The sequence below is a fragment of the Methylocaldum sp. GT1BB genome, assembly GCF_051027545.1.
Lineage (GTDB): Bacteria > Pseudomonadota > Gammaproteobacteria > Methylococcales > Methylococcaceae > Methylocaldum.
Map to the genome: position 1 here is coordinate 4,565,343 of NZ_CP194902.1, position 23,826 is coordinate 4,589,168.

Below are 23,826 nucleotides of genomic sequence, written 5' to 3' on the forward strand. Positions count from 1 at the left end.
CGAGTTCAATCGAAGAAGGCTGTGCCACGGGCCGAGAAGGTACTTACGAGAACTGAGCGATCCAGATAGCGATTGCCGTGTTCGCAAGAGGTTTCCGGGGCGAACTGGCAAGCATGGCAGCAGGCGCCCTGGATGCTACGACCAAGCGTGTCGGGACGGTGTTCTGAGCACAGTGGATCGGACGCGCACAGCCGCATACTTTCGAGTGCCTGCTGGAGGTGACGGCCTAAAGTTAAGGAATCGCCTAGTTCGACCAGTCCGCCCAAGGTACCCTCACTATCCGGTGCGGCAGTGTAGAGCAGTATGCCGGCCATTGGGCCGCCTTCATCTCCGGGTTGGCGCGAATAGAGTCGTTCGCGCACACTGGCAGCGGTGTAACCGCAATCCAGCACAATCTGGCGCATCAGAGCATGGGCCAGTGAGTGCAGCAGCACCAGCCGGATACCAGGGAAACCATCCTGAAGGGGATTTAGATTTCTGAGCTTGCGCCATGCCTTATGCGCTTCGAGGAACTCTTGCTGAAGTTGTTGTACTTCCGGCTTGCTCTGCCAAGACAGCAATGCCTCTTCCCGGATACGAAGGAACATCCCTTCGCCGCGAACCTCCGATGCCGGCAACCACCTGGGGCTTTCACGGCATAGTCTTGTTAAGCGTCCATCGTTAATTGCGGTCGCTTCGGCGAAATCGGCATTCGACTCGATGCGAGTGAACCCAAGCAAGGCGCGAACTTCTCTGATACGTTCCACTAAAACGGTATTTTCGAAGAAGATCTCAAATCCCTTCGGGGGGGCGACGCGCTTCAGCTTGAAATCACGATTCTCCGCAGTAGAATCAGGATTTGAGAAGACCTCCCACTCGGGTAATTTCAAATCATGGAGTGGAGCTTCGCCGGGTTGCCCGCCTGCACGCTTCGCTTCGATTGCTGTCCAGATTTGCTCGTCGTTGAATTCAGTAAACAACGGGATCAACGCCTGGAATTTCTGCAGCTTCTTTCTCAGCAGCTGCACTTCATCAATGTCATCCGTATCTTTCAGTTCCGCCCATTGTTCCTCGACCAGTTTGCCGAGCTTATCGGTCGCCCGAGGAATAGATAATGCTGAAAGCGCTATCGGGAACCAGCTATTGGAAGCACCCAACAGGATGGTTTTTGCCGACTCCCGGCAGTCATGTTCGACCAATCGCAAATGCGGGTGATGACCGGGGCAGGAAAATTGGGCGTCAGAATCAAAGGCGTCCGCCATGCGACGCTCTGCTCCACAGGAATGGCACTTAACGACGATATCCGAAGCATCGCCGGATGCGCCGAATTCACGTAGACTCAGAATCGCTGGGCGGCAGGGAGCATTGCCTTTATGGACGTAATTGACCCAGGGGAAATCCGTCAGATGTCCTTCGCGGCAAGCTAGAAGGAAACGCACGGACAGTGCCGAAGGCGCTCTTCCGCTCTGACTTTTGAGACACCCCTGGTGAACGAACTCGGTTCGGTCGGGGCGATAGGGGTCTTGCTGTAATTTGAAAACACCCGACTCCACAGTCGCCAGAGTATCGCATAGCGAGCAACGCATCCAACGCGGAAAGGGCGCCACCGGAACACCCACCGCCGGGGCTGCCGGGTCACGCTCCATGCCTTCTTGCTTGATCGGCGGCAGGTAGAGCCTGCTCATTTGTGCACCGAGGCGCTTTTGTATGGCAGTGACGAGGCGATCTTCCTCGACTTCCTTACAGTACCGGGTATCCCAATCGTCCAATCCCATCACCATGGCCGACATATTAGGCAAATCAACCAGCGAGCCGACCCCGAAAGTGAAGATCAGTTGGCTCGGGCGCAGTTCACCGAGTTCATTCATTGAATTTTCCTCAATCTACACTCAAGCCCGTATGGCGTGGATCAAGAACCAAATCCACCGTACCTTCCACGTCGCGGAGCGAATTCAGGCAGGTGAACATCTCCCAGTCCTTCTCCCTGGGCTGTTCCAGCAAACCCACGGTAGAACCGCCTTCAGCCTGGTAACCTAAACGGTGGTCTTTTTGGTTATGTACTCGCCGGAGCCATTCATCGCGCCGACGGTCAAGCATGCTCTTGATGGTTGCTGCCACTTCCGGCTTATCGGTAGCATTCTTGCCCCGTTCACTCAACGCTTCGAACATCCTGTTCCAAAGTGGATCGGTATCCTCCACCTCCCCTGCCTTAAGGTTGGCGTTCAGGTGGTCATCCCACAATCGCATCAGACCCACCATCACCCCAGACAGGCCACGGTCGAGCGCCCGTGCCGAGAACGGTGTAACCGAAAGGGCTTCGACATGCTTGTAGAACGTCTCGTGGTAATGCTCAAACCGCTCGTAATGAGATAAATCCCGCGGCCGCGCCCAGTTGAAAACGGTACATACCAGGCCGGGACCATCGGTAGATCGTCCGACACGGCTTGTAGCTTGAATGTATTCCGAGGTGTTTTTCGGCTGGCCTGCCACCACCATTAAACCAAGCCGGTCGATATCCACGCCCACGGAAATCATGTTAGTAGCGAGAATGACATCATAGGGGGTGGCAGACGTTACCGGTTGGCCTGCTCTGCGCTCGGCCACGCGCTGGGCTTCCAGAGTCTTGTCAAAAACAGCTTCTAAACGCTCCAGAATCTTGGGAATGTCTGTGCCGGACTTACGGGAAGTCAGTTCTTCCAATGCACGTACACGGCGCTTGGCCAAGCCGCGCTGATCGGCGTCGCGCAGGCGGGCACGAATATCGTCTTCCACCAGCCGCCGGGTGCCGGCCAATTCGCGGATCGAATTGAAGTAGCCTGCCAGGGTCATCCATGGGTCAGCCAACCGGTCATAGTTGTCATACAAAACCTGCGCCGCGGCCATGTGGGCCACGTAGCTGCGGATCATGGCGACCGGGTAGCGGCGACCGAAGGCGCAGATGCCGAGATAGCGTCGCCCCGGATAGTCCGGCCCGACCGGGCGCTGGATGGCAAAAAAGCTGTCACGAATGCTCGTGCCTTGTGGCGGGAACACCTCCAGCTTGCGCACGAACAGCTTCTGCACTTGGTCGGGGGCGCGTCGGATGGTAGCGGTAGAAGCCACCACCTTCGGGCGCACCTTCTTGCGGTCCACATCCCAGGAACACAACTCATCCACTGCGGATTCGTACAGACCGACCATCGAACCGAGCGGGCCACTGATAAGATGCAATTCGTCCTGAATGATTAGGTCGGGCGGCCGCAACGGGCCATGGGGCCGATTGGTGACACGAGGAAGTCCATTGCGCGCCGGATGCGATTCCCCATCGTCGATTTCCGGCGACAGAAAGCCGTGCCGGTCGCAGATTTCCGTCACCTTGCCGAACAGCATCTGGGTTTCGCCCTTCCAGGGCATCTGAGCGAATTTGTCCACTGTGGCGATCAGCAAGGAAGGTGGCCGGCGGTAGATTTCTTCGTCCACCACCATGACAGGCAGCCCCTCCCTGGGAGCTTTGGCCTCGGAGAACTCGCAACGGCCCAAGTCGTCGCCACAGTAGGTCACGCAGCGACCGATGTCACTGGGGGCTTCGTAAACCCGCAAATGCTTTTCCCTGATTTCGCTGCCGCACCAAGGGCAGGAAGTGATCTGGTGCGGGGTGCCGGAAGCCGATGGCTTGCCACCCATGTTCTTCTGGCGCAAGGCGTTCGCGGCAGCGGCCAATGTATTCGGCGTGGTTTTGCTCCCGACCCACAGACCCAGGCGGAACGGCGTCTCACCCCAGGTGCCTGGATCGGCGCGGCGGATGGCTTCGCAGGCGCAGAGCAGAGCCGCGGCACGCTGGAATTGCTGCAAGGTCAGCAGACGCAGTGTGTACCGCATCAGCACGGCCACCCCGTGGTCGCCCCGGCGGCCTTCGATCTCTCCCTGAAGCCGCCGCAGAGCGAGGGTATAAGCCGTCAGGCCCAGATAAGCTTCGGTCTTGCCGCCGCCGGTGGCGAACCAAAGGAGATCGGCCACGGCATCGGTTTCGTGGCTGCGGTCCGGGTGATGCAGATCGGTGAGGCTGGGCAGGTTGAGCAGCACGAAGGCCAACTGGAACAAGCGCCAACTCCGGTTCTCCGCCACATCCAGCGCCGCCACACCTTCCTCGACTCTCATCTCCTTCTTGCGCACCTTGCGCGCGAAGGTGGAGTGAATCCGCTGCTGCCACATGGCGCGATTGGCAAAGCGAAAACCTTTTTCGGCCAGCGCATCGGTTTCGATCAGGTCGATCCCGGCCTTAATACGCTCCAATGCCCGCCGGCAACTCTTTACCGCGCGGTACGCCGCTTCTTCGTGGCCTTCCAGTTTCTCAGCCGGCAGGGTGAACTTGGCCTCTTCCGCCTTGATCCAGATGCGATAGGCCGTTTCGATGTGGCGCAGGCTGGCGATCAATCCTTCTTTGGGCAGTTCGGCCAGCGCCTTCATATCCATAGTCAGGCCGGCCAAGTTCTCATCGTCGGCGGCAACGCGTGGTGTTTGTTGCGGCACCTCGAATGTCGGCACCCATTCGGTTTCTACCTGAATGGCGCGCTCCGCCACAGGTTCCGGCAACGTAGCGTGCACGGAAATGCCATGGCCGACGGCGAATTCACGCTGGTGTCGATAAAGCATTTCCAGCGATTCGATTTCCTCCCGAGTCAGCTGGTCCATTTTGGACAAGTCCGCCTTGGTGTTCTTGCGCTGGATGAAAATGGGCTGGTGCTCGGTACCATGAACGCGCAGCTTGGGCTGGAACACCCAAACCTCGTCTTTGGGTTCGCCGCGGCGCTTGCGTTCTTCCTGTTGGTTGACCATGAACAGCGTTACCACCCAGCTGTCTGCGGTCGCGCGCACCCGGCCTTGCAACTGCACCAGCGGGTGCTCCCTGTGCAATGGCTGCGGGGCAATAGTGCCATCCGTTAAAGGTAGCGTAATAGGAGGCGCCACGACCGGATTGCGCTTCCAGACATTGGCCGGTTTGCCTTCTCGGTCCCTTTGAACCTCGCTCTTGATACGGCGATAGTGTCCCCATTCCGCCTCCACGACAATCTCGCTGACCTCAGAGGCGACGACGAAGCTGAGCCCCATCGATGATGGGAAATACGTGCTCCCCGCGGGTACGCCGGATTCCGCATTGCCTTCCTCACCCTCGTCCCCATCTCCGATAGCCAGCTCATCCAGTTCGCCCCCATCAATCTCCTTGCTCTTGGGTGCCAACATGCCAACCAGATAACGCTGATAAGTGTGGTCTTCGTACTGGTTCAATTCCTCTTCCGGGCCACCTGCAGGACCGAGCAGGTCGCGAATGACCATTTCGGTGAGTTGGTCACGAAGGTCGACAGGCGTCGGTGTCGTCATGATCTAGTCCCCTAAGTCCACTGGTTTATCGTGTCGATGCCATCGACATATTATTTTTATGTGTCGAATTTTTTCATTTTCTTCGACAGGTCATGTCCGGTGTTCTACTCCGTCAGCACCTGGAACAGCCTCTCATTAATGTAGTAAATCTCCCGACCAATTTTCCGGCTTCTCAATAGCCCCAGCTTTTCGAGCGTTTGCAAATAGACCGAAGCCGTTTGGCGTTTGGCGACGCCCCGCTCCTCCAGAAAGCGAATCTTGCAATAGGGGTGCATGAACACCGCTTCGATCAGGTCCTTGCTATAAATTTTCGGAGCACGCTCCGCCACCAATTCCTGAGCTTCCTTCATCAAATCCAGGATGCGTAGTACCCGCTCCTGGGTTTGTCGTGCAGTGGTTTCCACCGCGTCCAGCACATAGGCCACCCAGGCCTGCCAGTCACCTTCTTCCGTCACCCGGCGCAAGCCGTCGTAGTAGGCGGACTTGTGCCGAATGATGTAGTGGGACAGGTACAGCACGGGGATTTCCAGCAGCCCTTTGTCCACCAAGTACAAGATATTCAGGATGCGGCCGGTTCGTCCGTTGCCATCGATGAAGGGATGGATGGCCTCGAATTGGTAATGTAGAACCGCCAACTTCACCAACGGATCACGTTCATCCTCGGCATGGATGAACTGCTCCAGATTGGCGAGCTTGTCGCGGATGACGGCCTCGCCCTCGGGCGGCGTATAGATGACCTCGCCCAGACTGTTGGCGATCTTGGTTCCCGGTACCCGGCGGATGCCGATGTCGGACTGTTTGATGATGCCGGCAATCTCGATGAAGAGATTGGTCGCCAGCGGCCGTTGCTTGAGGGCCTGATAGCCATGCCACAACGCCTCCCGGTAGCGCAGCACCTCCTTGGTGTGAGGGTCGGTCGCCGGCCGGTCATCGGCTGCGGCCTTGTACAGTTCGTCATTGGTCGTAAGGATATTTTCGATTTCCGACGACAGCCGCGCTTCCTGCAATACGATGCCGTTGATCAGGATGCCTTGGTTGGGGATCAGCTTGGCGAGCCCCTTCAGTTCTGCTAGCACGCGGTTGGCGGCGATGGCCTTTTTCAAAATCGCCGGGGTTTCCAGTTCCACCGCGGGAGGCAGCAGGGGCAGGTCATTATGGGGGCGGTTCCGCTCAAAGGTATTCATAGCATCAGAATCCTTCCTGATTCCTATTCCCTTTATTCATCGAAGTCATCAGCCCCATCCGGATTCTTGCCGGCCTTGATCAGTGCGAGTTCTTTGAGGAACTGCGAAACCGACTCCTTGGCTGAGTCAGGCACTTTCTCTTCACGTTCCAGGTCAACAAGCCTCTGCGCCGTCACTTCTACATCGATATAGTCCTCTATCGATGTCGGGTTCAGTCTGGGTTTTACACGGATCGCCCAGTCGCCCATCGCTTGCGACTTCGAGTAGGAGCAGAAACGGGGAAGGAATGCCAATAGCCCATCATCTGTCTTCGTCTTTTCGATACACCAATCGCGCACATCCTCTGCATTACCCCATTGGCTCCAAGCGTGCAGCATTTGCGGGAGCAGCGAGTTAGTCAGAACGATGTGCCCCGCCACCCGAATGTTATCGATCCAGATTGCCTTAAGTTCATCCAAATCACTCATCTGCATTAAAAATTCCGAACCTCCCTCGGGCTCTTTTTCTATCGATCGCAATAAGGCTCTCAAGAAATGACACTGGACCCCTAAACTCTGGCCCTTAGTAAAGGCTTCTTCAAGCAACGGCAAACGTTGCGGCTTGTCAACCCTTCTTAGCAAGCCACTCACGATCCACCGAATTCGAACTTCATTGCCAACATCAAAGAATCCTTGGGCGTCATCAGGCAAGACAAGATAGTCACCTACATTGAGCAACACATTTATGAAAGTAGAGATGTGATTCTCAGGAATATCCTTCGCCACGTAATCTGCGAGGCGATTAAGAAGGGCACGAGTTTTTGAAATACCGTCGGGGCGCGTTTCGAGGGTGGAATCGATTAAGGCTTGTTCAAGCGAATTAGGAGTATCGGCTAACTTAAGTAGCGAGGCCATATCCCTGCGACTGATTTCGCCGAGCGGCACCGTTAACCTGAAGTAGGTCGGAAAGAACTCTGGAACACACACACGTTGATTTCTGCGCCACTCCGACAGCCAGTCGGCACCATAGATCGATTTTTCCAATTTCGGGAATATCCGACGCAAGAAATCCATCGTCTTTTCGCGCCGATCTGCCGGTAACTCTTCAAGCCAAGCATCATGAAACGCTTGTCTCGCCTTATCATCATCAGTTCCATAATGCCCCCCATCACTGTGGCCTGCGAATTGATCTCCGTTACTTCTTATAGTGTCATAAACCTTTGGTAGAAAAACCCGCAATGCTTCTATTGCGATAAAATCAACGGGGTTGACCTCTCCTATCACAGCCGGATAAGTAACCATCAGAGTGTTGGTCAAACGTATAATGTCCCGAGGTACCTGAATCAGGGCGTCGATTCCTTCGTGATAAACATTGGTCCAGTAGGACTGGTCGAATAATTCTTCCGGTGTCCCCGATAAAACCACGTCCAGTCGTTTGAACAATGCCACCTGAAGAGTTGTGCGGTCTACCGGAGGAATTTCGAATGGGACTTGAATTATCTTTTCGAGAAACCGCTCACCCGGCAGTCCCGTTTGTTTTTCAATAGCATCTGCTGCCACTTCACGATCGAAGGCGAGAAGGTAGATGACATTGGGGAAGTCCGCCAACGCCTTTATTACCGTGAATAGCTGCCGCACCTCCTCGGGTGTCAAGCGGTCTATGTCGTCAATGATGACAACAATACGCTGATTTTCTTCCGCCAGAATTTTGGTGATTTCGTTCTTGATGGCGGGAATATCTTTCGGTTTCGATGCAATCAGTTTCAGAGCATGTCCAACAACTCCGCCCACCCCAGTCGCAGCACCGGCTAATTCCACTAAGCCACCAATCCCTTCGGAGAATTCAGCTAATTTCTCTCCCAACTTTTTGAAACCTTCAAATCTCTCAGGCAGGACAGCCTGCATCTGACCGAGGAATGCCCGTGCCAAATTCTCTTGCCCCGAAAACCACCATGGGTTAAAAGGAACGATGATCGGCCTTTCACCCTCAGGACGCTGTTCAAGAAAATGTCGGACGTAATTCAATACCGTCGATTTTCCAGAGCCCCAAGGGCCATAGAGAGCCAGTACCAAGCCGTCGCTGCTGGGGTAGCGGCAGATGCTCTCGGCGAGGGTTTTCGCGAAGGGCGCGTGGCCGAAGAGATCGTCTTTCGGGTCTGAGCTGGCGCGGTCAGCGGAGAGTGCTGTCATTGATGCTTATCCTGTTCTACAAATCCATCGTCATCTGTCCGTTATCGTCTTTTTTCTTTCCGCCCCGTCCGACTCGACCAGACTTTTTGGCAGCTTTGTCGTGCAGCCCGGCAGCCACTTCCTCTGCGTAGCGCTGGTGGTTGAGTTCCAGCAGGCGGTTGAGGACTTCGCGGCGGGCGGGTTCACTTATGGTGTATCGGAGGCCCTGTTTGGTCTCGTGGAAGCCATGGCCGAGGTCCAGGTCTTGCCAGCCATAGGCGGCAGCGACGGCCTGATCCATTTCGACATGCAGGCGGCGCAGTTCGGCGATGTCGGCGCTGGTTTCGGCAGGGTTGTGGAAGCGGTTATAGGTTTTGGTCAACCCTTCCTGGTGGGTTTGTGCGATGAACTGGCGGTGTTGGTAATAGCGTTCGCCGATAACGTCCAGCATGGATCGGGATTCGGGGACCGAAAAGCGGGGGAAAGGGAAAGTGTCGAAGCAATCTGATGGTCGGTATCCAGACCGAATTTCTACAGTGGAACTTAGACGTAGGCTCCATGCAAGATGGATTGCAGACTGAATAACTGAAAAACCCCACCATTCAGGAAGGATTAATGCAATTAAATTATGATCTATGACTATCTTTGATGCGCTTATACGAGAAAAAATCGTGTATTTTGCAACTGCAGGTGCAACTAAAACATATGTGACAGTCTGGAGCGCGTTATTTAATCCAGCTCGACGTTCGGCATATCGCCACCAGTATCTTCTGTATTGATCACGTCGATTGCTTTTTCTCTCTGGCAAAACTCGGCTTGTGATAATAGAAAAGCACTCTCTGTATTGGGATGCTTCGTGCTCACTCATGTCGCCAAAATTGATCACAAAAGCCGTTGGTTGACAGTCTGGAAAATCTGTTAGATCTTTAGAGGTTAGGTAACTATAAATTACATTTTTGTTCGATAAATTATCATCAATGAGCTTATGTGCTTCTATAGGCGATAAAATAAAACCCTGCCCATATAACTTTGATCCGTTGAATGCAATTCCAGAATTTTCAATTAGCTGTAAAGCGGGTTTTATATTTTGATTGCCTTCATCTAAATACGAAGAAATATGAGGAACTTCTCTCCCGTTGAGCAATGGAACTTGATTTGTCTTTAATTTTGATACGCCAACTATAGATACCATTACAGATGCCGCACCTGGCCACTTCAAATGAGGGAGTGCAAAAAATATTGTGCCGCCCTGAGTCATAATGACGTCAAGCGAGGCTTCACGAGTATCTCCTTCTGAGATTGTGGTTGTAGATATTAGGCCAAAGCTTCCATGTTTATTAATAAGGTCGAAAGCTCGTCGAAAAAAATAGGCAACGAAGTTAGTTGTTGTGCCATTGTTAGGCCAACTTGATTTCAACTGAGCCAGATAACCTTCTCCGAAGGCCTCGCGAATTTGTGAACCTCCCATAAACGGCGGATTCCCCACGAACGCATGAAATCCGCCCGCCTCGGTAATTTCCGGAAACGCAAGCGCCCAATGAAAACACCGCCGTTTCCCTAACCGCCGCCGCGCATACGCCTGCAATTCCGGCAGCCCCTCGGCCCAATACACCATCATGTGATCGGCGGCAGTTTCCCGTTCGGCTTCGTAGGCTTTGCCCTTCAAGCCCTGCAATTCCACCGAGACCAACACATCCGCTGCCGCGCTGAGTTTCGCCACCGCCTCTTCCGCCTCGGCATATAGCGCCGCCTTGCCGGCGATTTGCTCCGGGGTATCCGACGGCATGGCTTCCAGCATTTCGCGTTTCTTCTTGGCCTCCTCGATGTGCCGCCAGAGGTTCAGCGTGGAAAACGCCAACTGCTTCCCGCCACCGGGCCGTAGGCTGAAGTTTTCCAACTGCTTCAGCGAGGTAATGCCCAGCAGCGAATCCCCGCACTTGAAGGCATGGTCGAGGAAGGTGAAGGGCCGATTTTTGTCCACCGTCACCAGCCACAGCGATAGCTTCGCCATTTCCACCGCCATGGGGTTGATGTCCACCCCGTACAGGCAGCGGTCGGCGACCACGCGGCGAGCGATGGCGATGCGTTCGGCCGCTTCCGCCGGCACCAGCCGCTCGGTGGGCTGGCCGGTCGAGAACTGGCCGTCGGGCGTCACCAGCACTTCGCCCGGATGCTGTTTTTCCTCGTTCTCCCAGGCCTCCACCAGCTTTTCCGCCAGATACCGGCACGCCTGCACCAGGAACGCCCCGGACCCCATCGCCATGTCGCAGACTTTCAGGTCGAGGATGGCCTTGGGCGATTTCAGCTTCCATTGCTCTTGTGGCCAGCCTTCCGCCGGGCCGTCGTAGACCAGCGGTTCCAGGGTGTGCCGGACAATCGGTTCGGTCAGGGACGGCGGCGTGTAATGGGTGCCGGTGCTGCGCCGCGTGGTGCCCTCGGTGACGTAGAGGCTGCCGGCCAGCACCACCAACGGACGTTCGAAGGAATCCTCGCGGATGAGGCCGACGAACGGACGCACGCGGGCCAGCAGGGCTTCGTTGTGGCCGCAGGCGACGCTCAGCTTGTGTTCGTCGAGGAGGTTGCCTTCGTCCAGCGCCTTGCGCAGCACCGAGACGGAGCGGCCGGTAGCTTCCTTCAGGAAGTCAACGAGTGGGTCCTTTCCCTTGGCCAGCCAGGATTCCAGCACCGCCAACGGGATTTCCGGTTCCTTGCTGCGGGTGCCCTTGATGCCCAGCACCAGTTCGGCGGCACGCACTGCCGTATGGTCGAGCAAGCCCTCGTACACATGGCCGATCTGCTCCACGCCCAAGGCCCGGAAGGAGACCCGCCGCGTCTCCGCCGGCCCGCCGCCGGGGATTTTCGTGCGCAGCCGTTGCAGCGAGTTGAGCAGGTGCAGCACCACGCGGTTGTTCACCGCCAGGGGTTCGGCGGGCGCGTGGCACCAGGCGGTGCCCGCGGCGCGGCCTTCGAGAAAGGGGTAGCGGTCGGGATCGAACAGCGATCCGCCATAGGCTGGCATCAGCAAATCCTGATGCCGGATGCCGCCATGCACGGCCCGGAAAGTGGCGAGCAGGCGTGCCCAGGCATCGTAGCGGCGTTCCAGCACCTCTTCGCCGTGGCGATCGGCCACCTCCTGCAACTGCTCCTGCAAGGTGGACACGGCATAGTGGTCGTCGTACAGCGGCTTGCCCAGATGCAGCAGGCCGCGCTCCTCGGCGGAGAAGAGAAAGACCAGGCGCATCATCACCGTGAGCGCCGCATTGTACAGCTCCGTCTCGGCGACGCCTTTCAGCAGACTGCGATGGCTTTCCCGGTCCAGGGCATCGAGGGACTGCACCAGTACCTCGACCGCCTCGCGCACCTGGTAGCCAAGCTGGTCGGTGACTTCCTGCTGGTCCTGGGCGCTTTCCTTGAGCAGCGCCAACAGGGTGCTGTCGGCGGCGACGCCGAAGAAGCGGCGGACGCCGAGCAGGGAATGGAAGGCCCGCAGGGTGATGGCTTCATCCAGCCACAGCGAGGCGTACCAGGAGGCGTAACCGGTGGTTTCGCCGCGGGGGGCGTAGACCAGCATCCAGTGCTCGCCGTTGGTCACCAGGCCCAGCGGCACGCCGGCCCCGTGGAGCAGTTCCATCATGCGGGTGGCGGGCGTGGCCTTCCAATGCTTACCCGTCACCGGCTTGTCGAGCGCCTGTTCGGCCGGGTAGCTGACGATGAGCAAGTGGGTCTGACCAGCGGTTTCGCTGCTGGCGGGACCAACCAGGGCGAAATCGGGACGCAGAGTTTCGCCCATCATCGGCATGGCAGCTTCCAGCCCCGCGGGCAGGGTTTGGCCCTCGGCGATCAGGTCCGACGGATAGCCCAGCACTGCAGTTAGCACGTGCCATACCCAGCCGCGCTGCCCTCCTGGCGCGCCGGGGTGGTCCCGCCATGCATCGTAAGCCGCGCGCAGGGCCTTGGCCTGGGCCGGATCGCGGGGCTCCAGTCCTTGCGGGAACACCCGCATCAGCACCGGGAGGGACACGAAGGGGCCAGAGACCTCGACGAGGGACAGCCAGTCGGCGTGATGGCGTGCGATGCTCATACCCGGCCTCCTGGGATGGCGAGTACGGCGCGGTGCGGGATCAGCCATGTCACCGCCACCGGGAACAGGCGGGCGCTGGGGTTGGCGAAGCGGGCACGGAGGTGCTCGGATTCGCGCTGGATTTCGTCGGGGATTTCCTGCAAGCGACGCCGCAGGGCCGCCAGGTCCCGTTCCCGCTGCTGGATGCCGAGATCGTCTCCCCACAAGTCGAGCTGTAGCTGTTGCTGGGGCGCCAGTTCCTTTTCGATGGCGCGCTGTAGTTCGGTCATGATGCTGGTGAGCTTGGTCACCTCCTGTTCAGCCCGTTCGGCGAGGGTCTTCTCCAGGTTCTTGGTACGTTCCGCGCGCCGCGCTTCCAGGGCTGCCAGGAGCGCATCGCGATGCTTCGGCCAAAGCGCCTGAAAACGGGCTTCGATGGCTGCCGGGACCGGCGTATCAGTGGCTGCCTCCAGCGCCGCCTTAGTTTCGCCCACGTTGAGCCGACTGAAGCGTCCTTCGATGAGCGCACCGCCCGCGGTGATGATCTCTTCGTGCAGACGGTGGTTATCCCCGCCCAGCACTACGATGCGGCCATGGGCAATGACGACCGGATGAGTCAGGGCCGAGTCGTCCGCCACGCAGGCCGAGACGCGGGACAGGTGCTGCGCCCGGCTGCCAAGGGACCAAATTTCGGCGCGCAGCAAGCGCAGGCACATTTGCACCAAGCGATGGTTCAGGTGCGCGAATACCACATCGTCCCGACCGCTAGCCAAGGCGGCATCGAAGACGATGGGGCGAATTTTCCGGTTATGGGGATGGGCCAAGCCATCCAGGCACTGTGCCCAACTGTTGGAGAGCGCTGGCAGACGAAACACGGGGCAGGTCTTGCTCCGGCCGGTGGGATCGGGCCAGAGGCCGTCCACCTCGACCGGAATCAGGGCCGGCTGGCCGGCCAGCTCCAGGCCGACCCGGACGACATTCTCGATATGCTCGGGGGTGAGGTCCAGGTCGCGCTGGGTGATGTGCAACTGCTCGGCGAGCTTCTCCAATTGCTTGCGCAGATCGCGCTCGAACTTGAGCATCCGCCGCGCGGGCTCGGCGTCCTGTTCGGCGCGGGCCGTATCCAGGCGGTGGCGCTTGCCGAGCATGGCTTCCTCGACCTGGCTGGCGATCACCGGGCCGACCTTGCCCAGGTCTTCGCGGATGGTCTCCACCTTGAGCGCGGCGCGCATCAGGAATTCGAGATCGGCTTCCAGATCGCCGACCTTCCCGCCCGTCTGGGTCTTGTCGAAGCCGCGGCCAACAAAGTGATGGATATGCACTTCGTCGGCCTTCTGGCCGTGCCGGTCCACGCGGCCATTCCGCTGTTCCATGCGATTCGGGTTCCAGGGAATCTCGAAATGGATCAGTTTGGAGCAGTGGTTCTGCAGGTTAACGCCTTCCGAAGCCGCATCGGTGGCGAGCAGAATGCGCACCGTCGATTCTCTGGGGTGGGCTTGGAACGCCGCCTTGATGCGCTCGCGCTGGTCGTTGGGCATTCCGCCATAGATCATCTCCAGCCGGCCGGCTTCGGCAAAGCCTTCGCGGGCCAGGAGGTCGAACAGCCATTTCTGAGTGGCTCGGTACTCGGTGAAGAGGATAACGCGTTCCTCGTTCCATTGGCCGCCGGGACGCAGGGTGGTTTTCAGCCAGTCGATCAGGGTTTGGGCCTTGCAGTCCGGGCGCAGGCTGGCCTTGGCGGCATATTCGCTGAGCAGCTTGAGCAGCGCCTGTTCCTCCGCAGAAACGGGCGAAAGCGCCTGGCTGGCCGAGGCGACGACCTCGCCGGTTTCGAGTTCATATTCCTCGTCGTCGGCGTAATCGTCGGAAAAGTCTTCGATGTCACGGGTCGCTGTGCTGACGGCCTTTTTGCCGCCGACTGTAGCGATATGTTTTTCGAGCGTGATGCCGAACGCCGCGGGCGAGGAAAACAGGCGCTTCTTGAGCAGCTTGAGCACGAACTCGGCGGCCATGCGCTCGCCATCGGAAGCGGCGTGCTTGAGGCGGAGTTCCGAATACTGTTGCAGGGCATGATGGGCCTTGCGCTCCTCATCGGTGTAGGGCACTTCCAGATGCTGGACGACCCGCTCGGCGAAACGCCGGCTGCCGTCCCAGCAGAGCTTGAGTTCGGATTTCATGCGCCGGACCATGACGGCATCCAGTTGAGTGCGGTCCGGTGTTACGGCGCGGGCGAAGCGCTGGCTGTCCAGCAGTTCCAAGAGGGCTGCGAAGCTCTCCCGGTAGCCGTTGTGGGGCGTGGCGGACAGGAACAGCTTGTGCTCGAAATGCGGTGCCAGCGAACGAATCGCCAGAGTGCGCATGGAATCGGTGGCGTACTTACCGCGCCCGGACGGGGCAACGTTGTGGGCTTCATCGACGATCAGAAGATCATAGGCCCGCGGGTAGGTCGGCTGGTCGCCGACCGGGAGCGTCTCGCGGAAACTGCGCAACGGGCGTTCCCGCTTGAGGAAGTCGATGGACGTGATTAACCGCGGGAAGTGGGACCAGGGATTGACGTGGATACCGCGTTTGCGGCGCAACTGGCTGATGGATTCGCTGTCGACGATGCGGAATTCGAGGCCGAACTTGTCACGCATCTCCTCCTTCCATTGCACTTGCAGGGAGGAAGGACAAACGATCAGCACCGAGCGGACTCGATGGCGCAGAATCATTTCCCGGATCACGAGGCCCGCCTCAATAGTTTTGCCGAGCCCCACGTCATCAGCAATCAACAGATTGACCCGCGGCATGGAAAGAGCGCGGACTACGGGGTCGAGCTGATATTCGTCGATCTCAATGCCGCTACGGAAAGGCGACTGCAAGGCACGGTCATCTGCCTGGGAAATGGCACCCCAGCGCACCGCATCGAGAAAGGCCTGCAGGCGCTTGGGATGATCGAAGGAATCCGGCTCCGGAAGGGTTGATTTCTCGTGAACCGGAGTAATGGTCAAATGTTGTGTACGGGGGTGGGCTCAGGCGGCGACTTTCTCGACGTCTTCCTGAACTCCATCCTTGAACACGACTCCCTCGATGACTTGGGCTAAACGGGGGATTCCATTCAGTTTCCGCCAGTGCCGCTCGGCGCTTTTCACCAGCATGAACACCATCGCGAGGATACTTCCCCGTGACACGCAGCCTCGCGTTTTGGCGGTTCTGAACCGGACCGTGGCAAAGGTGGATTCGATCGGATTGGTGGTCCTTAGGTGAATCCAGTGCTCCGCCGGAAAAGCGTAGAACGCCAACAGCGCCTCCCGATCCTTTTCCAAGCACGCCACCGCCTTGGGATACTTGGACCGATACCCCGTCAGGAAACGATCAAACGCTTTCTCCGCCTCCTGCCGGGTCGCGGCCATCCAGATTTCGTGCAGCGCGGCTTTGGCTTTGGGTTGCTGACTCTTGGGCAGCTTATTCAGCACATTGGCCGTCTTGTGGACCCAACAGCGCTGGCCACGGGTGGTCCCGTACACTTGTGGTAAGGCTTTCCAAAAGCCGAGGGCGCCATCCCCGGTGGCCAGGTGCGGATTGACCGTGAGGCCCCGGGCCTTGAGATCCAACAGCACCTCGCGCCAGGACGCCTCGCTCTCCCGATAGCCATCGGCCAACGCCAGCAACTCCTTTCGGCCGTCCGCCGTAGCCCCAATCACCACCAGAATGCATTGGGCCGCATCCTCCAGCCTCACCCCGAAATGGATGCCATCCACCCAAAGATACACATAGCGCCGGTTCGACAAATCCCGCCGCGACCAGCGTTGATGTTCGTCCTTCCACGTCTCTTTCAAACGGCTGATGGTGCTCGCCGATAGCCCCGGCGCATCCCGGCCCAGCAACGCCGTCAACGCTTCCTGAAAATCCCCGGTCGAGATCCCTTTCAGGTACAACCAGGGCAACAGGTCCTCAAGGCTCTTGGTCCGCCGAAGGTAGGGCGGCAGAATCGCCGAGGTAAACCGGATCGTCTTCGCCCGGTCCCGCACCCGCGGCACCGTGACCTCGACGGCGCCGACGCCGGTTTGGATGGACCGCGTCGGCAGATGACCGTTCCGCACCACCCGCTGGCGGCCGTCCGCCGTCTTCTCGTCCTTGAACCGTTCCAGAAAGGCGGCCACCTCCGCTTCGATCGCCGCCGCCAGCATCCGCTGGGCGCCTTCCCGCAGCAGTTCCGTCAGGGCATCGGCAACCGGGGCGGGTGTCCCTGGATTCTTCAGCGGAATGACTTTATCTTCATGCATGGCGTATTCGCTCCTCTCAACAGGAATTGATGACCTCGAAGACCATCAAGAATACGCCGCCTACCTCAGCCCCTCATCCACAACTTTCGAGCATAACTCGGCGGATGGCGCTTCGGTCGATTATTTGAGCTCGCCGAGCGATGCAAAGGGATGGCGCGCAGGCTTCTTCTGGCATATGAGAAATAGCCATGAACAATTGCTTGTATCGCAGAACACCGCAACGTGCACGGGCGACAAAGCCGGTGACGGGGAGGCCATCGGATACGATAACAATCACAACACCTTTGCTTTCGATAGTGCGCGAACGGTTGCCGCAGCCTCACCGAATTCGGTCACCGTTCCGGGCGCATTGCAAACAGTTCAAGAGGGCAAAGACATTAGTAGCGTGCTAAGCAGCTATTACATTGGCCACTGGGTGCAGATCGCGCAAGGCCGAGGTCTCGGGCAGACGCGCAAGGTGGTCAGCTACAGCACCGATAGCGGCACCGGCAACGTCACCTTCACGGTTTCTCCCGCTTGGGATGTTACGCCAGACAGCTCCAGCCGCATCATTGTGGGGCGTGAGTACTGGCAGGTCTATACGGTCGATAATTTCATCGACCACCGTACACCGTTGTGCCAAAAGAGCAACGCCAATGCGCCGAGAGGAGGTGTGATCGGGTTGTGGGCGCATACGGCAGACTCCGCCGTCGAAGGCAATCGCCAATACGACACGGATGGTATCACGATGCAGCAACTCTATCGGGCAGACGCCCCGGTTGTGATGCTCCACACTGGTGTTGAGATTCGCGGCAACGTCGTTGACCACGAGTACGATTGGAACTCTCCATGCAGCTTAGCGGGGTTCAAAGGGAACATCGGCGCGTCGCCCACGCCGGCATCACTCCCGCCCGTCATTAGCCACGGGTTGTCAGTTGCTCGAAACACGTTTACTGAGGTTGATGGCTTGCGGAGCGGGGCTTTGGAAATGTCGCTCGGGTGGTGGGGTGGTCCGTCGCCCGGGGGCTGGCGTTTGGTCAACAATGCGCTGATCCATCACAATGAAATTAACGACATCATCGGTCCCCCGCCAGCGGGAAGCTGTCAAAACATATCCCATCAAGGGCAAGTTAGGGCTGGTATCAACGTCTTCAACGCCGTGGCTTGGCGCTCGGTGCTCTACGGCAACACCTGCAACAACGTCACCAATCCGCTGATCGACAACGGTACCCAAACGGTACGTGTCTGCCCAGACGGCGCGACCGCAAACTCCTGCGAATGCGTAGGTCAACCGGCAGACTTAAGCGTTACGTCTACGGTCGACAAGAACAGCGTGGCTCCCGACGGCGAAGTGACCTACACCGTGACGGTCAGCAATACGGGTACGACATCGGCGACGGATGTGTCGCTGAGCATGGACTTCACCCCGGGCGTGGAGATTACGGCGTACCAGGCCAACGGGGGGTGTTATGTGCAGGTCGGCACGTGTAACTTAGGCTCGATCGGTCCTGGGCAGAATGCCACGGTGACCTTAACGGGCCGAGGAGTCACGGTCGGTAATTCGCTGGGGACCTTTTCGGTCACCACCAAGTCCGGCGACGACAACCTTGCGAATAACGGCAGCAAAGTCAGCGTGGAAGTCTTCCCGTAGCGCAGCCGGTACCGGCGATTCCGTGGGTGTTTAGCGGGCTGCTCGGCGGCGTGTAGGTGCTTATTGCATTGGTGTCAAGTCCCGTACCTTCGCGCCCCAGTTGCCGCCAGACCTTGCGCGTGCCGTAGACCTGGAAGTTCTCGTCGTACTACACCCGGCGGATGTCCCTCGAGAGCTCGATGGCGCGCTGCGCTCGCGGCGGCAACCGGGCCGGATTTGCCTGCCGCGCCTTGGGCTCGTAGTACACCGAAGGGGCGATCGGCAACTGAGCACAGATCGGCTCGACCCGAGCGTTCCTCTGGGTCACGCGCTGCCTGCCGCACCCATTTCCGCAGCGTCTCCGCAGCGCAGCCGGAACGTTCTTGCCGAGCGCCTTGAGTGAAAAGTACAAACGGACGGAGAAAGAGCTGGTATGACAGAGGTTATTTCCAGCCAAGACACTGACGCAAATTCCTGGTAGCCGGAAATACCGCCGTTATCATCGGCACGAGCCCCATGTGCAGGCGGCGATCAAGCAAGCGGTTCAACAAAGCCAGATCCCTAAACGGGCGAGCGCATACGTTTAGGCACAGCCTTGCCAGTCCTTGGCTGCAAGCCCATTACGATATTCGTACCATTCAAGAGTTGCTGGGGCACAGCGATGTGAAAACAACTATGATTTGCCGCCATACAGTGCCCAGCTTGACGCTTAAGGAGGCGAAGAGTCTTTTGGACTTCTGATAATCGATTGTCAGCGCACGGGTTAACTAATGGCGATGCTGATCCGGAACAGCCATTCGAGCGGATTGGTGAGTAGAGGCCAATGACCGCAAAGGCCGAAAAGCGGAAATTTCCACCACCGGCCCTACCGGTCGTTCAGGTTACACAATGGACGTTGGAACATTCGTCGTCAAAGAACTGGTCTACGCCTACGCGATGTGGATCAGCCCGAATGACCTTTCATCTAAAGGTCATTCGGGCTTAGGACTCAATGGTCACCAAACCACACGCCGACCCGCTTCATCCAAGAAAGACGCCGGTCAAACGGCGAATGAACGAGACAAGAATGAGCCGCACTAAAGATCCCGTTACCGGACTGACTCCCCAGCAGGAGCGTTTCGTTCAGGAGATTTTACAAAACCCTGAAATCAGCCAGTCCGAAGCCTATCGGCGCGCATATCCGCTAAGCCGGAAATGGGCTGAAAAGACGGTTTGGGAAAAGGCCTCTGTCCTGGCTGCCAATGACAAGGTAAAGGCAAGGTTGAGAGACCTGCGCCTGATGGCCCAGGAAGTCGCCGTGTTGGACGAGGCTCGCGTTTTGAGGGAAATCGCTCGGATCGGCCTCGCCGATCCTCGAAAGGCGTTTGATGCCATCGGCAACCTTCGTCCTGTCCATGAATGGCCCGACGATCTCGCCGCGGCGGTCGCGAGCGTCAAGGTCACCGGACAACCCGGGAAAGAGGGTGAACCGATCACGACCATCAAAGAGATCCGGTTTTGGGACAAGAACGCCGCTCTGGAGAAGCTCTGTCGGCACTTGGGACTCTACGAGAGAGACAACCGGCAGAAAGCCGGGCTGTTCGATGGCGTGCCGCGGGAGACCTTGAAGATGATCGAGGCGAAATTACGCCAACTGACGAGTAGAGTGCACTGAACTCGGTTTCCATTCGCCAATTAACAGTTTGGTTTGCACGGAAACTGTGTTTCGCGAGGCGACCTTAACAGCAATCTTAACGCCCGATTTCACACCGAAAGCGACATCATCGCGATCGGTGCTGGCGATAGTTTTCGCGGAAGGTTTCAGGGGAAAGGTTTCAGCGAAATCGGCCCTCGTGCGAAGCGCGACGGCTGGGTCAGAGAGCTCTCTGCGAAGATCGCCCAGAAGACCCAAGATCCAGTATGCAAAGAAGCGGTACGCAGCGAGGTACGCACGAAAAACCGCCGTCCCGAAACGCGAATTCATCGAAGGGAACGCGGGGAAATGCAGACCGGTAGCGTTCGCGCACATCGTCTGGAATCGTCTTGGAGGTCCAAAACCGAAGAGAACCCGCTGAAGCGAGCGCCACCGTAGTCTCTTAGGAAAGGCTGAACGCGTCCGGAAACGGAAACCCAGAGTCCCTAAGTACGATCATCTCAAGGTTGGCCTGACCGGTCGCTTTTAGTAGGCTCTTTTTCCCTTCCTATGGCGCGTTGGGGGTACCCTCGAGCTGGCGCTGTCGGCCATACATAGGTTTTTTGAAATTGTTTAATGGTAATAGACAGCTGAGTTCCGGATGGTCGGCAATTGGATGAATGGGAATTATCGGTTCGTCTGGATTAGCCCCCTGTACCTATAAATGTTTTAAGCCGATGTACTGTGTGGTGGCCGACCTACACGATAATCCGCCCGACAACAGATGAATCTGTTTCGCAAAACTGGGTAGCATTCCGATTAGTTGGGATCAAAGTTGGGATCAAAAAGCAAAAGGCCGGTTTGATACCGGCCTTTTGTTCATCCAAGTCCCTGATTTCATTTGGTCGGGGCGAGAGGATTTGAACCTCCGACCACCTGCACCCCATACAGGTGCGCTACCAGACTGCGCTACGCCCCGTGAAGGCGACAATAATACCGCGTTTATGAATTCTAAGCAAAATCCGAGAATCGCCGATCGCGTAGTTGGTTTCAAACCGGCGGTGCGGCTTTATTCAATCCGCTCACCTTGCGGCATGATGGTTATCGGCGTGTTGATGGCGGCCGTAATGATTGATGTCACAGTACAGGGAATCCGGATCGCATCCTTCGCACTCGAGCTGTAAGGTGCAATGACCGATGCCGTAATTGCTCCGGATCATCTCCTTGATTTCATGTTGTATTAACGCGGCCTGGCTGATCAGAACGTCGTCGATGACGATATGCGCCGATAGAAAGCGAAAACTTTTCGAGATGCTCCAAACATGGAGATCATGAACGCCCTTTACGCCTTCGACTTGAAGAAGATCGCGCACCATGGAGCTCATTTCGATATCGCGAGGCGTGCTTTCCAATAAAATGTCGACGGTCTCTCGCAAGATCACCCAAGCGTTCCAGAGGATGAGCAGACCGATCAGGACACTGGCCAAGGGATCGAGCCAATAAAAGCCGGTAAACCAGATTCCGATGCCGGCGAGGACCGCTCCGGCCGTCGAAAATACGTCTCCCAGCAAGTGAATAAAGGCGCTCCTGATGTTTAAATCGTGCTCGGCGCCGTGGCTGACCAACCATGCCGTTACGACATTGACGACGAACGCCGCAGCGCCGACGGCGATCAAGATGTCGGCGGCAACGGGCGGCGGAGACACGAAACGTTCGTAGGCCTCATAAAATATTCCAGCCGAAATCAGGGTCAGCGTCGTGGAATTAATGAGGGCGACAAGAATGCCGACACGATGATAACCAAAGGTTTTTCCGGCATGGGACGGCTGCTCGGCCAAATGAAGCGCATACCATGACAGCACCAATGCAAGAACATCCGTCAGGTTGTGTGCCGCATCGGTCAATAGCGCCAAGCTGTTCGCAATCAGCCCCGCCAGGACTTCAAAGATGACGAACGCGATGGTCAGAGCGGCCGAGAGTCCCAATCGGAATTTTGCACGCCCTCCGATCGTATCGACATGAACATGCGTGTGTCCGCCCGCCACGGCCTGACCTATAACTTAAGCTCGGATGTGCATTGAGGGCAGCGTGTCGCCTTCAGTGCGACTGCCGACAGGCAATAGGGACACTCTTTTATAGCCGGAGCCGCAGACGGCGCTTCACGCCGCAATTTGTTGATGCTCCGGACCAGCAAGAAAATCGAGAAAGCCACGATCAAAAAACTGATTACCGAATTGAAGAAAACGCCGTAATTGATGGTAACGGCTCCAGCCCGCTTGGCCTCAGCCAGAGACGCGTACGGGCCGGTTGTTGCACCATCCCTGAGTACGACGAAAAGATTCGAAAAATCGACATTCCCCAACAACAAACCAATTGGCGGCATGATGACGTCGTCCACCAACGATTTTACGATGGCACCGAAAGCAGCCCCGATAACGATGCCCACCGCCATATCGACGGCATTGCCACGCATGGCGAATTCTTTGAATTCTTTTAACATCTGGTTATCTTCCTTATGGAACTGGTTACGTCTTGACGCAATCCTAAAATCACCCCGCCGATTGTCGCAAGTCGAATACGCATGTCACAATGCGTTCTACCGTTCCATTCTAACCTGAGTTAGACATCCATTATTTGCTTGCCGCATTTAGACGAGGACACGACAGCTTCGATTCGTCTATCGAGCGGTAAGCGAACACCTCCGGAATCTCCGTATGCAATATCGAAAATTTTTCAATCTGGCCCTAGTAGCCAATCTCGTTTGGCTCTCTCCTTCCAATGCGGACAGCACTATCGAATTCAACGTGGAAGAAGGACAAAAGAGGTCTGTTCAACCGGTTGTCGTCAAAGATGGCCAAATTATGGTCAAAGGCGCCGGCGGCGATCGCAATCTGGACATTTTTTATCAGCGGGCAAATGAACAGCTGGTCTTGATCGACCACAAGAAGCAGCAGTTCACGCCGATAACCGAAGAAAAGATCGATCGGATTGCTCGTCAAACCCAGGATCTTCAACCGGTTCTTCAAGGTTTGGGCGATCAACTCAAGAAACTGTCACCGAAGCAACGAGCTAAATGGGAGGACATGCTGGGAGGGATCTCCATAGATCAGCTCGGTTCCGCCGAAAATCCGGCGAATGACTCGCGCCTCGTAAAGACGGGACGAGCCAAGCAAGTGGCCGGCATCAGCTGCGAACAGCTGGACGTACTGAAGGGGGCGACCAAGCTGGCAGAAGTATGCCTCGCGAATCCATCATCGATGCAGTTATCCACGGATGATTACGCAACGATTCGCTCGCTCCTCGCTTTCACTCAGCGAATAGCCGCAAAAGCACAAGGCTTCGCGAGCCAGTTCGGAATATCGCTACCGCCGATCGAACTCAGCGATTTGGCCGGCGTTCCGGTCGAAATGGTGGACTTTTCCGGCAAGCATCCCACCGTTATGGCTCTGAACCGGATAACCGACTCGATATCCCCCGACGATCGTCCGCAGGTGCCTTCCGGTTATCAGCCGCAAGAGCTTACGCTTTGGCGGTAGCCCATTCGCATTCCGACCGAACGATTCGGCTTTGACCACCGTGGTGGGAATCCGGGTTTGGAGCATTGACCCCGAA

13 protein-coding genes, 1 tRNA gene and 2 pseudogenes are annotated in these 23,826 nt (G+C 57.4%); 5 read left to right on the plus strand and 11 right to left on the minus strand.

What is annotated here, in order from left to right:
- Positions 1–5: 5 nt before the first annotated feature.
- The 7 genes from drmB to ACR2TX_RS21645 all read right to left on the minus strand — a co-directional run bounded on the left by drmB (position 6) and on the right by ACR2TX_RS21645 (position 16,993).
- Positions 6–1,847 carry a DrmB family protein gene (gene drmB, locus ACR2TX_RS21615; protein ID WP_434130690.1) on the minus strand — a complete coding sequence of 614 codons (1,842 nt, stop codon included), beginning with the start codon at positions 1,845–1,847 and terminating at the stop codon, positions 6–8.
- Between the two features lie 10 nt (positions 1,848–1,857).
- Positions 1,858–5,337 carry a DISARM system helicase DrmA gene (drmA, locus tag ACR2TX_RS21620; RefSeq protein ID WP_434130691.1) on the minus strand — a complete coding sequence of 1,160 codons (3,480 nt, stop codon included), beginning with the start codon at positions 5,335–5,337 and terminating at the stop codon, positions 1,858–1,860.
- 104 nt (positions 5,338–5,441) lie between these two features.
- Positions 5,442–6,521 (minus strand): Fic family protein, encoded by a 1,080-nt coding sequence (locus tag ACR2TX_RS21625; RefSeq protein ID WP_434130692.1) that lies wholly within the window; start codon positions 6,519–6,521, stop codon positions 5,442–5,444.
- A 32-nt stretch (positions 6,522–6,553) separates the two neighbouring features.
- Positions 6,554–8,689 carry a KAP family P-loop NTPase fold protein gene (locus ACR2TX_RS21630; protein WP_434130693.1) on the minus strand — a complete coding sequence of 712 codons (2,136 nt, stop codon included), beginning with the start codon at positions 8,687–8,689 and terminating at the stop codon, positions 6,554–6,556.
- Between the two features lie 16 nt (positions 8,690–8,705).
- Complete coding sequence (locus tag ACR2TX_RS21635) at positions 8,706–12,749, minus strand: Eco57I restriction-modification methylase domain-containing protein (protein ID WP_434130694.1); 4,044 nt, start codon at positions 12,747–12,749, stop codon at positions 8,706–8,708.
- On the minus strand, positions 12,746–15,718 hold the full coding sequence (gene drmD, locus ACR2TX_RS21640; protein ID WP_434130695.1) for a DISARM system SNF2-like helicase DrmD: 2,973 nt from the start codon (positions 15,716–15,718) through the stop codon (positions 12,746–12,748). The genes ACR2TX_RS21635 and drmD overlap by 4 nt, the downstream gene beginning before the upstream one ends.
- A 21-nt stretch (positions 15,719–15,739) precedes the next feature.
- The gene (locus ACR2TX_RS21645; RefSeq protein ID WP_086135655.1) at positions 15,740–16,993 is read right to left on the minus strand and encodes an IS256 family transposase; all 1,254 of its coding nucleotides are present in this window, start codon (positions 16,991–16,993) and stop codon (positions 15,740–15,742) included.
- Here ACR2TX_RS21645 and ACR2TX_RS21650 point away from each other — a divergent pair.
- Positions 16,974–18,623 (plus strand): DUF11 domain-containing protein, encoded by a 1,650-nt coding sequence (locus ACR2TX_RS21650; RefSeq protein ID WP_434130696.1) that lies wholly within the window; start codon positions 16,974–16,976, stop codon positions 18,621–18,623. The genes ACR2TX_RS21645 and ACR2TX_RS21650 overlap by 20 nt on opposite strands.
- Before the next feature lie 85 nt (positions 18,624–18,708).
- Here the strand turns inward: ACR2TX_RS21650 and ACR2TX_RS21655 are convergent.
- Positions 18,709–18,909: pseudogene (locus ACR2TX_RS21655) on the minus strand (IS3 family transposase); the annotation flags it as partial.
- A 209-nt stretch (positions 18,910–19,118) separates the two neighbouring features.
- On the opposite strand from ACR2TX_RS21655, the gene ACR2TX_RS21660 reads away from it, so the two are divergent.
- The 3 genes and pseudogenes from ACR2TX_RS21660 (at position 19,119) to ACR2TX_RS21670 (ending at position 20,256) form a co-directional block, all read left to right on the plus strand.
- The gene (locus ACR2TX_RS21660) at positions 19,119–19,343 is read left to right on the plus strand and encodes a tyrosine-type recombinase/integrase (RefSeq protein ID WP_434130697.1); all 225 of its coding nucleotides are present in this window, start codon (positions 19,119–19,121) and stop codon (positions 19,341–19,343) included.
- A 156-nt stretch (positions 19,344–19,499) separates the two neighbouring features.
- Positions 19,500–19,584: pseudogene (locus ACR2TX_RS21665) on the plus strand (KilA-N domain-containing protein); the annotation flags it as partial.
- An 84-nt stretch (positions 19,585–19,668) separates the two neighbouring features.
- Positions 19,669–20,256 carry a terminase small subunit gene (locus ACR2TX_RS21670; protein WP_434130698.1) on the plus strand — a complete coding sequence of 196 codons (588 nt, stop codon included), beginning with the start codon at positions 19,669–19,671 and terminating at the stop codon, positions 20,254–20,256.
- Between the two features lie 860 nt (positions 20,257–21,116).
- On the opposite strand, the gene ACR2TX_RS21675 is transcribed toward ACR2TX_RS21670, so the two are convergent.
- The 3 genes from ACR2TX_RS21675 to mscL form a co-directional block, all read right to left on the minus strand.
- Positions 21,117–21,193: transfer RNA gene (locus ACR2TX_RS21675), tRNA-Pro, on the minus strand.
- Between the two features lie 103 nt (positions 21,194–21,296).
- Complete coding sequence (locus ACR2TX_RS21680) at positions 21,297–22,259, minus strand: cation diffusion facilitator family transporter (RefSeq protein WP_347257865.1); 963 nt, start codon at positions 22,257–22,259, stop codon at positions 21,297–21,299.
- 8 nt (positions 22,260–22,267) lie between these two features.
- Positions 22,268–22,714 carry a large-conductance mechanosensitive channel protein MscL gene (mscL, locus tag ACR2TX_RS21685; protein WP_434130699.1) on the minus strand — a complete coding sequence of 149 codons (447 nt, stop codon included), beginning with the start codon at positions 22,712–22,714 and terminating at the stop codon, positions 22,268–22,270.
- A gap of 214 nt (positions 22,715–22,928) precedes the next feature.
- On the opposite strand from mscL, the gene ACR2TX_RS21690 reads away from it, so the two are divergent.
- Positions 22,929–23,750, plus strand: a complete 822-nt coding sequence (locus tag ACR2TX_RS21690) for a hypothetical protein (RefSeq protein ID WP_077732219.1) — start codon at positions 22,929–22,931, stop codon at positions 23,748–23,750.
- The last annotated feature ends 76 nt before the right edge of the window (positions 23,751–23,826 follow it).

Excerpts from the sequence above, each read along its gene's own strand:
- mscL (WP_434130699.1), bottom strand. The coding sequence starts at position 22,714 with ATGTTAAAAGAATTCAAAGAATTCGCCATGCGTGGCAATGCCGTCGAT.
- drmA (WP_434130691.1), bottom strand. The coding sequence starts at position 5,337 with ATGACGACACCGACGCCTGTCGACCTTCGTGACCAACTCACCGAAATG.
- ACR2TX_RS21670 (WP_434130698.1), top strand. The coding sequence starts at position 19,669 with ATGAGCCGCACTAAAGATCCCGTTACCGGACTGACTCCCCAGCAGGAG.
- ACR2TX_RS21625 (WP_434130692.1), bottom strand. The coding sequence starts at position 6,521 with ATGAATACCTTTGAGCGGAACCGCCCCCATAATGACCTGCCCCTGCTG.
- ACR2TX_RS21650 (WP_434130696.1), top strand. The coding sequence starts at position 16,974 with ATGACTTTATCTTCATGCATGGCGTATTCGCTCCTCTCAACAGGAATT.
- ACR2TX_RS21690 (WP_077732219.1), top strand. The coding sequence starts at position 22,929 with ATGCAATATCGAAAATTTTTCAATCTGGCCCTAGTAGCCAATCTCGTT.
- ACR2TX_RS21645 (WP_086135655.1), bottom strand. The coding sequence starts at position 16,993 with ATGCATGAAGATAAAGTCATTCCGCTGAAGAATCCAGGGACACCCGCC.
- drmB (WP_434130690.1), bottom strand. The coding sequence starts at position 1,847 with ATGAATGAACTCGGTGAACTGCGCCCGAGCCAACTGATCTTCACTTTC.
- ACR2TX_RS21660 (WP_434130697.1), top strand. The coding sequence starts at position 19,119 with ATGTGCAGGCGGCGATCAAGCAAGCGGTTCAACAAAGCCAGATCCCTA.
- ACR2TX_RS21630 (WP_434130693.1), bottom strand. The coding sequence starts at position 8,689 with ATGACAGCACTCTCCGCTGACCGCGCCAGCTCAGACCCGAAAGACGAT.
- ACR2TX_RS21635 (WP_434130694.1), bottom strand. The coding sequence starts at position 12,749 with ATGAGCATCGCACGCCATCACGCCGACTGGCTGTCCCTCGTCGAGGTC.